An 11,598-nucleotide genomic window follows, 5' to 3' on the forward strand; every position below is an offset into this window, starting at 1 on the left:
TGCCGTCGTCGTCGATCACTTGGCAGTGCGCTTGTTGCGCGTGGCCAGCAGGCGCAGGCGCAGGGCGTTCAGCTTGATGAAGCCCGCCGCGTCTTTTTGATCGTATGCACCGGCGTCTTCCTCAAACGTCACATGCGCCTCGGAATAGAGCGAGTGTTCGGACCAGCGGCCCACGGTCGAAGCCAGACCTTTATACAGCTTCACGCGAACGGTGCCGGTCACGTGTTCTTGCGACTTGTCGATGGCGGCCTGCAGCATCTCGCGCTCGGGGCTGTACCAGAACCCGTTATAGATGAGTTCCGCATATTGCGGCATCAACTGGTCTTTCAGGTGCATCGCGCCGCGATCCATGGTGATCGACTCGATCCCACGATGCGCTTCCAGAAGGATAGTGCCGCCCGGCGTCTCATAGATACCGCGAGACTTCATGCCCACGAACCGGCCCTCGACAAGGTCCAGACGACCGATACCGTGTCTACCGCCATATTCGTTCAGCTTGGTCAGGATCGTGGCCGGGCTCATCGCTTCGCCATTGATGCTGACCGCGTCGCCTTTTTCGAAACCGATTTCGATGAACTCGGGTTCGTTCGGCGCGTCTTCGGGATGGACGGTGCGCTGATAGACGTAGTCAGGCGCCTGAACGGCCGGGTCTTCCAGAACCTTGCCCTCGGACGAGGTGTGCAGCAGGTTCGCATCGACCGAGAACGGAGCTTCGCCGCGCTTGTCCTTGGCGATCGGAATCTGGTTCTGCTCGGCAAATTCCAGCAGCTTGGTTCGGCTGGTCAGATCCCATTCGCGCCAGGGGGCAATCACCTTGATTTCGGGGTTCAGCGCGTAAGCCGCCAGTTCGAACCGCACCTGATCGTTGCCCTTGCCGGTTGCGCCGTGAGCGACGGCATCGGCGCCGGTGGCTTGCGCAATCTCGATCAGGCGTTTCGAGATCAGCGGGCGGGCAATTGACGTGCCCAGCAGGTATAGCCCTTCGTAGACCGCGTTGGCACGAAACATCGGGAAGACGAAATCACGGACGAATTCCTCGCGGATGTCTTCGATATAGATGTTTTCGGGCTTGATCCCCAGCAGCTCGGCCTTCTTGCGGGCGGGTTCCAGCTCTTCGCCCTGACCGAGATCGGCGGTGAAGGTCACGACCTCGCACCCATACTCGGTCTGCAGCCATTTCAGAATGATCGAAGTATCAAGGCCACCGGAATAGGCCAGAACAACTTTCTTGGGCGCGGACATCTGACTTCCCCTTATGCGTAAGACGATTGGCCCCTAACGGGTTTTGAACGTGGGGGCAAGCGGAGTGCATTGACGCATGATAGTAAATCGGGTGAAACAAGCAGGAACTTACAACAAATGGTTGAGGGAGCGGTTTTTATGTTGGGTTGGAGTATTTTTCTGCATTCGGTACGTATGGTTTTCGGCAATCTCAAGCAGGTTCTTCAGATCACGATTGGGCCGGTTCTGGTAGCGCTGGTTTTGATAGTAGGTGCCTTTTTTGCGTTGGGCATCACACCAGAGGTGTTTGACGAAGGCACCACCAAGTTGCCGCCAGGGGTTACGACTGGGAGCTTTTTCCTGTTCCTTTCGATTTTCATGCTGATCATCTGGACGGTCATGTTCTGGATTGCGGTATCCTGGCATCGGTTCATCCTGCTGGAAGAATATCGCAGCGGGATATTCCCCGAGTTCCGGTTTGACCGAATACTGGCCTATTTCGGGCGCGGTATTTTGCTGGGGTTGTTGGGGCTGATTGCCATTTTGCCAATGGCGTTTTTGCTTGCGGCCGTCAGCGGTGGGTCCGCCGGGCTGCCAATCATCGTGATGATCGCTTATATGCTGTTCATTCTCGTTGTTTTGTTTCCACTGGCGATCATTCTGCCTGCTGCCGCAATCGGCCAACCGCTGAGCATGTCGGCGGCGTGGAACAAAACGACCGGCACGGCAGGAACCGTCGTTGTTCTGATCATCGCTTCGTTCCTGTTTCAGGTGGTTGTTCAGCTTGTCAGCACGGTCCTGATGATTGTTCCCGTTCTAGGCCCGCTTTTGGTTCTGTTCGCCTCTCTGCTGATCCTTCCGCTGATAAATGTCAGCATCCTGACCACGATGTACGGCGTTTTTGTCGAGGGACGCGAGCTACGGTAAGCTGCGGGTACACATATGTATTCCTTGCCCTTTCAACGGTGATGGGGCAGGGAATTCGGCATGACTGATTTCATGACCCGCGCCCGCGCCGCCGAACAGGCGATGCGAACCGTTTTTCCAGCGACGCCGCTGCAGCGGAACGTGCACTTGTCCGAAAAATATGATGCCGATATCTGGCTCAAGCGCGAGGACCTTAGCCCGGTGCGATCCTACAAGATCCGCGGTGCCTTCAACGCCATGCGCAAGCAGGAGGGGCAGGACCTGTTCGTGTGTGCGAGCGCGGGCAATCACGCGCAGGGCGTCGCATTCATGTGCAGGCATCTGGATGTCAGGGGCGTGATTTTCATGCCGGTAACGACGCCACAGCAAAAAATCCAGAAGACCCGGATGTTCGGTGGCGACAATGTCGAGATCCATCTGACCGGTGACTATTTCGATCACACGCTGGCCTCGGCGCAGGAATGGTGCGCTCGGCAGGGCGGGCATTTCCTGTCGCCCTTTGACGATGAGGACGTGATCGAGGGGCAGGCTTCGTTGGCGGTCGAGATCGAAGAGCAGCTTGGCGGCGTGCCCGATCACGTTCTGTTGCCGGTTGGTGGCGGCGGCATGTCGGCGGGGGTATCGACATGGTTTGGCGACCGCACGCATTGCTTGTTCGTCGAACCCAAGGGCGGCGCTTGCCTGCGAGCGGCGCTGGCGGCGGGGCATCCGGTGTCGCTGGGCCGGGTGGACACGTTTGTTGATGGGGCTGCGGTAGGCCGGATCGGTGACAGGCCGTTTGAACTGCTGAAATCGCGCCACCTGTCGGACGTTCTGGTCCTGTCCGAAGACCGCATTTGCACCACGATCATGGAGATGCTGAACGTAGAAGGTATCGTCCTGGAGCCCGCAGGTGCACTGGCAGTCGAAGCAGTGGCGGATGTGCAAAGCTTCATCCGGGGCAAGACCGTAGTCTGCGTCACTTCGGGCGGCAATTTCGATTTCGAACGCTTGCCCGAGGTCAAAGAGCGCGCCCAGCGCTATTCCGGCGTGAAAAAGTATTTTATCCTTCGCCTGCCGCAACGTCCGGGTGCATTAAAAGAGTTTCTGGGAATTCTGGGGCCCGAGGATGACATTGCCCGCTTTGAATATATGAAAAAATCGGCGCGCAACTTCGGTTCGGTTCTGATCGGAATCGAGACCAGCAAGCTCGAAAATTTCGTGCGTCTGTTTGCGCACCTTGATGACGCAGGGTTCACCTATACCGATATCACCGAGGATGAGACGCTGGCTCAGTTCGTGATCTGACGGTTATTTATTCTGTGCCAAGCCGGTCAGGAATGCAGAATGGGAGACGGTAAAGGTTCTGGTGATCTCCTCTAGGTCCACCAATTCCGCATCGCCGGCGGCGGATTGACGTTCACCATCCTGGCACAGTTTGGAAAAGGCCTGAAATCCCAGGCTCAGGGCGCTGCCCTTGAGGAAATGCAGGTTTCGTTCCAGTTCGGACCGATCCGCATCGGCGCGGATGCGGTCGAGCATTTCCTGCACCTCTTCCATGAAGATCTGCACCACTTCGGGGAATTCGTCCGCGCCGACTTCGTCCCGCAACTGTTTGACCCTTGGCCAATGGATCATGGCGCACCCTTTTGTGGTCTCGTTCATGCTGTGGTAGGGCGTTTCGGGTAAACATGACGTTAAGGGATTTTGTCACGCTAACTTGCGATGCAGATAGAGATCCTGGCATTCGGATTGCAGGCGTCAAGTGCTTCGAGGCGGCGATATCGGATTGTGAGGGCGGAGCGACGGCGCGTGGGGGCACCATAAGAACGCAGTTTGTCCGTGATGATCCGCTTGGGAAGGAAACCAAGACGCTTTGTCAGGCGGGGCAACAGCCGTTTTGCCGCCCGTTTGTACGGTTTCTGTTGAAGGAGCTCGTCCAGAGCGACGCCATGCTGATCGACCGCGCGCCAAAGCCAATATTTGCGATAAGAGATTTTCACGACAACCACATCAAGATGCCAGACATTGCCTGGGCGACCCTGTTGGCGTCACAAGTTTCGAGCGATCAGCGGTCCGAACTTGATGACCTACGCCGGACAGTTTCGGACATATCTATCCCGCGCTGCAGCAGCATCTCTTCAACTTCCCGGAAGCTCAGGTTGAAACGAGCGTACAACCATACCGCGTGCGCGATGATCTGAGGTGGAAACCGGTAGCGCTTGTAGCTAATCGACGATGACCTCTTCAAAGTCACTTGCGTCCAACCGCGGACATGACCAGCCGAACGACCTTTGGCGTGACAACACCCTCTCTATCGCCGAAACAAGCGGGTCGAAGAAAACATCGCCTCCAACTCCTCGATCCGCTCCTTGCTTTCTTCCCATCGCGCGTTCTGAACCTGGGCGATCAGGGATTCGGAAATCAACTGCAACGCAATGGTCGAATCCCAACTCGAAGGTGCTTCGACCAGTCCGTGAAAGGTGATGTTTGCCCTGCGACCGATGGGAGATCCCCACTGGTCGGTGAACAAGACAACGGTCGCCCCACGCTTTGAGGCGATATCGGCCAGTTTTTCGAGATGGGCCTCATACCGGCGGATGTCATAGATGATCAGAACAGACGTGCCATCCATGTCCAACAGATACTGCGGCCAGACATTGGTGGAATTGCCCAGCATGGTCACATTGGGCCGGATGATCTGCATGTGGTTGAACAGATAATCGGCGTTGGAACGGGTAATTCGCCCGCCCACGACATAGAGGTGGCGGGTGGTGTCGGCCAGCAATTTGGCAACAGCATCGAATTCCGCCGTGTTGATGCGTTCCAACGTGTGGCGCATGTTTGCCCAAACGGCTTGCGCAAAACGGGGCAAGGGGTGTTCTGCGGTGTCCTCTTCAACCCACGGGCCGCGTTTGGAAAGCGGTTTCTTGATCCGGGCGGCCACCTCATTGCGCAGGGATTCCTGCAAATCAGGAAAGCCGTCAAATCCCAGTTTGCGCGCCATCCTGATTACCGTCGGCGTCGAAACCCCGGCAGCGCCTGCCAGTTTGGTGATCGATTGCAGCCCTGCCATCGGGTAGTCCTGCAGAAGTACCGAGGCAAGCTGCCGCTCGGACCGGGTAAGGTCGTCGATGCCTTCTTGCAGCATCTGTTTCACAAGCTTTGTCGTCGGGATCACGGGGTATCCTCAAATCTAGCTTTTTCTACAGAGTAGGCATTGATGTAGTCATGTCTACAGAAAGTTTGTTGACAACTGAGCGCCCAAGGCTCCCAATGTGAGACAAGAGCGCGAGTCACGTGCGCCGCAAAGATAACGGAACCGGGCCCATCCGAGGAACGGTCAGTAAAACAGGGAAACGGGCATGAATTTCATGCGGAGATACGTCTCGTTCATCGACGGGATAAACCGCTGGATCGGCCGGGTGGTGATGTACGGCATCTTCGTGATGATGGGCATCCTGTTGTGGTCGTCGATCTCCAAGACTTTCTTTCTACCGTCGTTGTGGACGCTGGAAGTAGCGCAGTTTGCGATGGTGGCCTATTACATCCTCGGCGGGCCGTATTCGATCCAGATGGGGTCGAACGTGCGGATGGACTTGCTTTATGGCGAATGGTCCAGCCGACGGCAGGCGTGGACGGATGCGTTTACGGTTCTGTTTCTGATCTTTTATTTGGGCGTGCTGATCTATGGCGGGTGGGATAGTCTGAGCTATTCGCTGCAATACGGTGAACGCAGCCCGACGGCCTGGCGACCCTACCTGTGGCCGATCAAGGTGATCATGCTGGTGGGCCTGATTCTGATGCTGCTGCAGGCGGTATCGGAGTTGTGCAAGGATATCCTGCGCATCAAGGGCGATGACCTCCCGAGGGAGGCGATCTGATGTCTTACGAGATGATCGCCATTGTCATGTTCTCGACCATGATGTTGATGCTGATGACCGGGCAACGGGTGTTCGGTGCCATCGGGTTTGTGGCCGTGGTGGCCTCGCTGCTTCTGTGGGGCGACCGGGGCGGGTACGACATTGGTTTCGCTGCGGCGATGAAGCTGATGAAATGGTATCCGCTGCTGACGCTGCCGATGTTCATCTTTATGGGATATGTCCTGTCGGAATCCAAAATCGCGGACGATCTGTACAAGATGTTTCATGTCTGGATGGGCGGCCTGAACGGTGGTCTGGCAATTGGTACGATTGCCCTCATGGTCCTGATTTCTGCTATGAACGGTCTGAGCGTAGCGGGTATGGCGATTGGCGCCACGATCGCCCTGCCGGAACTGTTGAAGCGCGGATATGACAAGCGCATGGTGACTGGTGTCATTCAGGCTGGTTCATCCCTGGGTATTCTCGTGCCGCCCTCTGTCGTGCTCGTTCTTTACGCGATGATTGCGCGGCAGCCGGTGGGACAACTATGGTTGGCAGGTGTCATTCCGGGGCTGATGATGGCGGCTATGTTCATTCTCTACATCGCCATCCGTTGCAAACTGAACCCTGCTTTGGGTCAGGCCATGGATCGCGAAAACCTGGCTGAATATGAACGAACTACGGACCATCCTTTGCGCCTGAACTATCTTGCCTTGCTGGGCGTTGTCGCCGTTCCGGCGTTGTTGGGCCTGGGTGCAGTGACGGCCAAGGCCGCAATCGGCATCGCTGCAGTGATTGGTGCGTTGTCTTTTGCCACCCGAAAAACCCCGGCCTTTTACAAGGATGTCTTCCTCAAGGAGAAATACCGTCTGCTTTTCGCAGGTGTCCTGCCGCTGGCGATTTTTGCCGCGATGATGATCCCGTTCGTGAACGGCTGGACTTCCCTAGTGGAAAGTTCCGCCATCGGTGCGCTGACGGCCTTTGTCGCGGCGGTTCTGAAAGGGCGGATGAATCGGCAGGTTTTCGAGACCTCGGTGCGCTCGACGCTGGGTATTTCGTGCATGTTCATGTGGATCATTCTGGCGGCGCTGGCTTTTGGCGCCGTGTTTGACGGGCTTGGGGCGGTGCGCGCCATCGAGAACCTGTTCACCGAGCGTCTGGGGCTGAGCCCCTGGATGATCCTGATCCTGATGCAGCTGAGTTTCATCGTAATGGGCACGTTTCTTGACGATACGGCTATGCTGGTGATCGTGGCGCCGCTTTACGTGCCGTTGGTGCAGGCGTTGGGATTCGACCTGATCTGGTACGGTGTGCTGTACACGATCACGACTCAGATCGCCTATATGACACCGCCATTTGGCTATAACCTGTTTCTGATGCGAGCCATGGCGCCGCCAGACATTACTCTGCGCGATATTTATGGGTCGATCCTGCCCTTCGTGCTGGTGATGGCGCTGGCGCTGGCGATCATCATGGTGTTTCCGCAGATCGCACTGTGGTTGCCGGAGGCCGTTTACAACAAATGATCCCGGATCGAACCGGGGCTTATGAGAGAGCAATTCGTTGATTTCAACTGGGAGAGAGAAAATGACGACAAGACGTAAGTTTTTGAAAGGGGCCGCAGTTGTTCCTGCGGCATCGCTGGCCGCACCGGCGCTGGCGCAATCGACGATCAAGTGGCGGATGCAGACCTATGCCGGCCCTGCGCTGGCCGAACATGTGGTCGATCCGGCGATCAACCTGTTCAACCAGATTGCCGGAGACCGGATGCAGATCGAGCTGTTTTATGCCGATCAGCTGGTGCCCACCGGCGAGTTGTTTCGCGCCATGCAGCGGGGCACTATCGACGCGGTGCAATCGGACGACGACTCGATGGCCTCGCCCACCGAAGTGACAGTTTTCGGCGGGTATTTCCCCTTTGCTTCGCGTTATTCTCTGGATGTGCCTGTACTGTTCAATCAGTACGGCCTGAACGAAATATGGGACGAGGAATATTCCAAGGTCGGCGTCAAGCATATCAGTGCCGGTTCGTGGGACCCTTGTCATTTCGCCACCAAGGACCCGATCAACTCGCTGGCCGATCTGCAGGGCAAGCGTGTCTTTACTTTCCCGACCGCAGGCCGGTTCCTTAGCCAGTTCGGCGTGGTGCCTGTCACCCTCCCGTGGGAGGATATCGAAGTTGCGGTTCAGACCGGCGAACTGGATGGTATTGCCTGGTCCGGGATTACCGAGGATTACACCGTCGGTTGGGCGGATGTGACCAACTATTTCCTGACCAACAACATTTCAGGGGCGTGGATTGGCCACTTCTTTGCCAATAACGAACGTTGGGAGGAATTGCCGGAGGATCTGAAGCTGTTGTTCAAGGTATGCTGTGAGCAATCCCACTATTATCGCCAGTGGTGGTATTGGGGCGGCGAGGCATCGCTACGGGTCAACGGAACCAAGATGCAGCTTACCTCGATTCCGGATGCGGAATGGGCGCAAGTCGAAGCCGCCGCAACGAAATTCTGGGACGAGATCGCCGCCGAATCCGAGACCAAGGCCAAGGTGGTCCAGATATTCAAACAGTATAACGCCGACATGCAAAAGGCCGGGAGGCCTTATCGCTACAGCTGACCAATCTGCCCTGACCTGCGCGTGTGGGTCAGGGCAAAAATCGCATTGACCGGTGGGGTTGCAAGGTTCATAGAGCCGAAAAAACCAGGAGCTTTCGGAATGACCATCACACGCATCGAAACCGGCCAGCGCATGAGCAAGATCGTCAAGCACAATGGCACCGTCTACCTGTGCGGTCAGGTAGGAGACGGTGAGACCGTCGCGGATCAGACGCGCGATTGCCTGTCCCGTGTCGAGGCGCTGCTGGAACAGGCGGGAACGGACAAAACCCGGATTTTGCAGGCAATCGTCTGGCTGGCGGACATGGCCGATTTTGCCGAGATGAACGCTGTATGGGATGCTTGGGTGCCCGAGGGCCACGCCCCCGCGCGCGCTTGCGGCGAGGCCAGGTTGGCGCGCGACACACTGCGCGTCGAAATCATCGTCACGGCCGCCGAGAAGTAACGGGCGTTTTCACTCAAAGCCGATTTCGACCGAGCCGAAGCGACCGAAATCCGCATGAATCTCGGAACCGGAAGGGCATTCCACGGGTCGAATGAAGCTGCCCGATAGAATGATGTGACCGGGTTCAATCCTCTGGCTGAACTCCGCCATGCGGCGGGCCAGCCAGACGACGCTTTCGACGGGGTCGTTCAAAACACCGGCGCCAAGCCCGGTTTCCTCGATCTCGCCATTGCGGAATGTAAGGGCGCCAACCCAGCGAAGGTCAAAGGCGTTGATGGCGTGTCGTTCGGCACCCAGAACGATCCCGGCATTGGCGGCGTTGTCGCTGATCGTGTCGCATACGTTGCGGGCTGTTCCGGTGTCCGGATCGACCCGCAGAATTCGGGTATCAAGGATTTCGAGTGCAGGCACGACACAGTCAGTGGCGGCAATGACTTCTTCGCGGGTGACATTTACGCCGCCGATGGCGGATTTCATCACAAACGCGATCTCAGCCTCGATCCGGGGCTGGACGAACCGCCCTTTTGGCACCGTGCTTTCGTTTTCGAACGCCATATCGTCGAACAAAATTCCACTGTCGGGAATATCGATGTTCAGCGCATATTGCATGGCCTTCGATGTCAGGCCGATTTTCCAGCCGATCACCTTTCGGCCCTGCGCCAGTTTGGCGCGCTGGATTTCATTTTGTATGGCATAGGCGTCATCCATGGTCATGTCCGGATGGCGCAGGCTGAGCAGGCCGATCTGGGTACGCTCGCGTTCGGCGGTCAGCAAATCGGCGGCGGCACGGGCGTGATCTTGCGGAGTCATGGCTGTTCGTCTGCCACACCGTTGCGCAGGATGCCAATGCCGCCAACTTCGACTTCGACCACGTCACCCGGTTCAAGGTAGCGTGGTGGATCGAACCGCGCGCCCGCACCGGTTGGTGTTCCGGTGATGATGATGTCACCGGGCCGCAGCGTCATGAAGGTAGAGATATAGGCGATTTCCTCGCGGATCGGGAAGATCATGCGGTTGAGGGTGTCGTTTTGGCGTTCTTGGCCATTCACCCTCGTTATGATCCGGGCATCGTCCAATTGGGCAGGATCACGGAAGGGGACCAACCAAGGGCCAAGCGCGCCGGATTTGTCCCAATTCTTGCCTTGCGTGACATTGAACTTCGCGTGCCGGACCCAATCGCGAATGGTGCCTTCGTTGCACAGCGTCAGCGCGGCAATGTGTCCGTATGCATCCTCAGCCTTGATGCGACGTCCGGTCTTGCCGATGACAATTGCCACCTCGCCTTCGTAGTCCAATGTGTGGTTCTCCGGCGGGCGGATCAGAGGCAGATTGTGTCCGGTGAATCCGCTGGCGAAACGTGGGAACAGGGACATATACTTGGGTTGCGCACTGCCGTCTTTGTATTCTGAATTTCGGTCGGGAAAGTTCACCCCGACACACAGGATGCGAGGCGCGTTGGGCAGCGGAATATCGTAAGAGAAATCGGTGTGTGTGACCGGACGACCCTGTGCGGCGGCTTCAAGCTGATCCAATCCGCCATCCCGGATGACGTCAAGGAGTGTGGGCCAATTGGGGAAGTTCGGCGACAGGGCTACCGCGCCGCCGTCGGTGATAGCGCCATAGTATGTCTTGCCCTCGGCAATGAAACTCGCAAATCGCATGGTTTGCCTTTGCTATTGAACCGGAAAGATGACGTTGGTTTGCCCGGTGCCGGATGAGGGGAAATACTCGGTCACGACCTCACATTTGCCTGTGTAGTCGTCCCATCCCAGCGCACCGTACAGCATCGACGTGTCATGCATGGATCCCTCGCCACAACAGAAGGTCGCATAATCACCCAGCATCTTCAGGAAGGTCGCGTGATCGCCATTCTTCCACATCTCCAGTACATGCAGGTCGACTTGGCGGTTGAACTCGGAACTGATGGTAAAGGTGCCGTTATTGGCGGCATAGTCCTTGTTGGCCCAGATCTTGTGAGACAAAGAGCCAGAGGCGACAAGCAACACCTTGCTGTCGCTGGCTTCGACGGCCTCGCGGATCGCCTCGCCGATGAGGCGGCTTTCGGAATGGTCATGTACGGTGGCCCAGGCGGCGACCGAGACGACCTTCATGTCGTGTTCGCGGCTCATGAACCGCATTGGCACCAATGTGCCATATTCCAGTTCCAGACTGTCCAGGTGATGCGCAAGTGTATAGACACCCTTGTCTGATGCCACTTTGGCAATGGCGTCGCCAAGCTCCGGATTGCCGTCGTAGGAGTACGGCAAATCCTGAATGAATTGTGGAAACTCATTCGAGGTAAACAACCCTTCGAACCTGGCGTTCGCATTGATGTGAAAGCCTGCGTTGATCACCCAATGAGTGTCGCAGATCACGACGGTATCAGCGCCCAACGCCTTGGCGCGGCGGGCGATTTCGCGGTGGCCGTCAATGGCGGGCTGCCTTTTGCCCTTGATCGGACCTTCCTGCTCCGACATCAACAATGTCGGCACGTGGGTCATCTTGGCGGCGAGTACGATTTCTCCCATTTTAGGTTCCTCCCGAA

General features: G+C 57.1%; 12 protein-coding genes and 1 pseudogene. 6 read left to right on the forward strand and 7 right to left on the reverse strand.

What is annotated here, in order from left to right:
* Nucleotides 1–15: 15 nt before the first annotated feature.
* Nucleotides 16–1,242 carry an argininosuccinate synthase gene (locus ACR0LZ_RS12115; protein WP_480750067.1) on the reverse strand — a complete coding sequence of 409 codons (1,227 nt, stop codon included), beginning with the start codon at nucleotides 1,240–1,242 and terminating at the stop codon, nucleotides 16–18.
* Nucleotides 1,243–1,380: 138 nt separating this feature from the next.
* Between ACR0LZ_RS12115 and ACR0LZ_RS12120 the strand changes: the two genes are divergently transcribed.
* Both ACR0LZ_RS12120 and ilvA read left to right on the forward strand, forming a co-directional pair.
* Nucleotides 1,381–2,148 (forward strand): hypothetical protein, encoded by a 768-nt coding sequence (locus ACR0LZ_RS12120; RefSeq protein ID WP_480750068.1) that lies wholly within the window; start codon nucleotides 1,381–1,383, stop codon nucleotides 2,146–2,148.
* 60 nt (nucleotides 2,149–2,208) lie between these two features.
* Nucleotides 2,209–3,435 (forward strand): threonine ammonia-lyase IlvA, encoded by a 1,227-nt coding sequence (gene ilvA / locus ACR0LZ_RS12125; RefSeq protein ID WP_480750069.1) that lies wholly within the window; start codon nucleotides 2,209–2,211, stop codon nucleotides 3,433–3,435.
* Nucleotides 3,436–3,438: 3 nt separating this feature from the next.
* Here the strand turns inward: ilvA and ACR0LZ_RS12130 are convergent, their stop codons facing one another.
* The 3 genes and pseudogenes from ACR0LZ_RS12130 to ACR0LZ_RS12140 all read right to left on the reverse strand — a co-directional run bounded on the left by ACR0LZ_RS12130 (nucleotide 3,439) and on the right by ACR0LZ_RS12140 (nucleotide 5,308).
* Nucleotides 3,439–3,765: an Hpt domain-containing protein gene (locus ACR0LZ_RS12130; protein ID WP_480750070.1), complete on the reverse strand. Its 327-nt coding sequence runs from the start codon at nucleotides 3,763–3,765 to the stop codon at nucleotides 3,439–3,441.
* A 77-nt stretch (nucleotides 3,766–3,842) separates the two neighbouring features.
* A pseudogene (locus tag ACR0LZ_RS12135) lies at nucleotides 3,843–4,378 on the reverse strand (IS6 family transposase).
* A 63-nt stretch (nucleotides 4,379–4,441) separates the two neighbouring features.
* Nucleotides 4,442–5,308 (reverse strand): MurR/RpiR family transcriptional regulator, encoded by an 867-nt coding sequence (locus tag ACR0LZ_RS12140; protein ID WP_480750071.1) that lies wholly within the window; start codon nucleotides 5,306–5,308, stop codon nucleotides 4,442–4,444.
* Between the two features lie 184 nt (nucleotides 5,309–5,492).
* On the opposite strand from ACR0LZ_RS12140, the gene ACR0LZ_RS12145 reads away from it, so the two are divergent.
* The 4 genes from ACR0LZ_RS12145 to ACR0LZ_RS12160 all read left to right on the forward strand — a co-directional run bounded on the left by ACR0LZ_RS12145 (nucleotide 5,493) and on the right by ACR0LZ_RS12160 (nucleotide 9,053).
* Nucleotides 5,493–6,011 (forward strand): TRAP transporter small permease subunit, encoded by a 519-nt coding sequence (locus tag ACR0LZ_RS12145; RefSeq protein WP_480750072.1) that lies wholly within the window; start codon nucleotides 5,493–5,495, stop codon nucleotides 6,009–6,011.
* Nucleotides 6,011–7,516, forward strand: a complete 1,506-nt coding sequence (locus ACR0LZ_RS12150; protein WP_480750073.1) for a TRAP transporter large permease — start codon at nucleotides 6,011–6,013, stop codon at nucleotides 7,514–7,516. Before ACR0LZ_RS12145 ends, ACR0LZ_RS12150 begins: the two co-directional genes overlap by 1 nt.
* Before the next feature lie 61 nt (nucleotides 7,517–7,577).
* Nucleotides 7,578–8,609 (forward strand): TRAP transporter substrate-binding protein, encoded by a 1,032-nt coding sequence (locus ACR0LZ_RS12155; protein WP_480750074.1) that lies wholly within the window; start codon nucleotides 7,578–7,580, stop codon nucleotides 8,607–8,609.
* A 99-nt stretch (nucleotides 8,610–8,708) separates the two neighbouring features.
* Nucleotides 8,709–9,053 (forward strand): RidA family protein, encoded by a 345-nt coding sequence (locus tag ACR0LZ_RS12160; protein ID WP_480750075.1) that lies wholly within the window; start codon nucleotides 8,709–8,711, stop codon nucleotides 9,051–9,053.
* Between the two features lie 9 nt (nucleotides 9,054–9,062).
* Here the strand turns inward: ACR0LZ_RS12160 and hpaH are convergent, their stop codons facing one another.
* From hpaH to hpaD, 3 genes are read right to left on the reverse strand one after another with little or no spacing between them, the layout of a single operon-like run.
* A complete protein-coding gene (gene hpaH, locus ACR0LZ_RS12165; protein ID WP_480750076.1) occupies nucleotides 9,063–9,863 on the reverse strand; it encodes a 2-oxo-hept-4-ene-1,7-dioate hydratase in 801 nt (266 codons plus the stop codon).
* The gene (locus ACR0LZ_RS12170) at nucleotides 9,860–10,714 is read right to left on the reverse strand and encodes a fumarylacetoacetate hydrolase family protein (RefSeq protein WP_480750077.1); all 855 of its coding nucleotides are present in this window, start codon (nucleotides 10,712–10,714) and stop codon (nucleotides 9,860–9,862) included. Before ACR0LZ_RS12170 ends, hpaH begins: the two co-directional genes overlap by 4 nt.
* Nucleotides 10,715–10,726: 12 nt before the next feature.
* Nucleotides 10,727–11,581 (reverse strand): 3,4-dihydroxyphenylacetate 2,3-dioxygenase, encoded by an 855-nt coding sequence (gene hpaD / locus ACR0LZ_RS12175; protein WP_480750078.1) that lies wholly within the window; start codon nucleotides 11,579–11,581, stop codon nucleotides 10,727–10,729.
* Nucleotides 11,582–11,598 lie beyond the last annotated feature (17 nt).

It is taken from the genome of Ruegeria sp. CI1 (genome assembly GCF_056536925.1).

Excerpts from the sequence above, each read along its gene's own strand:
- ACR0LZ_RS12120 (WP_480750068.1), top strand. The coding sequence starts at position 1,381 with ATGTTGGGTTGGAGTATTTTTCTGCATTCGGTACGTATGGTTTTCGGC.
- ACR0LZ_RS12150 (WP_480750073.1), top strand. The coding sequence starts at position 6,011 with ATGTCTTACGAGATGATCGCCATTGTCATGTTCTCGACCATGATGTTG.
- hpaH (WP_480750076.1), bottom strand. The coding sequence starts at position 9,863 with ATGACTCCGCAAGATCACGCCCGTGCCGCCGCCGATTTGCTGACCGCC.
- ACR0LZ_RS12115 (WP_480750067.1), bottom strand. The coding sequence starts at position 1,242 with ATGTCCGCGCCCAAGAAAGTTGTTCTGGCCTATTCCGGTGGCCTTGAT.
- ilvA (WP_480750069.1), top strand. The coding sequence starts at position 2,209 with ATGACTGATTTCATGACCCGCGCCCGCGCCGCCGAACAGGCGATGCGA.
- ACR0LZ_RS12155 (WP_480750074.1), top strand. The coding sequence starts at position 7,578 with ATGACGACAAGACGTAAGTTTTTGAAAGGGGCCGCAGTTGTTCCTGCG.
- ACR0LZ_RS12130 (WP_480750070.1), bottom strand. The coding sequence starts at position 3,765 with ATGATCCATTGGCCAAGGGTCAAACAGTTGCGGGACGAAGTCGGCGCG.
- hpaD (WP_480750078.1), bottom strand. The coding sequence starts at position 11,581 with ATGGGAGAAATCGTACTCGCCGCCAAGATGACCCACGTGCCGACATTG.
- ACR0LZ_RS12160 (WP_480750075.1), top strand. The coding sequence starts at position 8,709 with ATGACCATCACACGCATCGAAACCGGCCAGCGCATGAGCAAGATCGTC.
- ACR0LZ_RS12170 (WP_480750077.1), bottom strand. The coding sequence starts at position 10,714 with ATGCGATTTGCGAGTTTCATTGCCGAGGGCAAGACATACTATGGCGCT.
- ACR0LZ_RS12145 (WP_480750072.1), top strand. The coding sequence starts at position 5,493 with ATGAATTTCATGCGGAGATACGTCTCGTTCATCGACGGGATAAACCGC.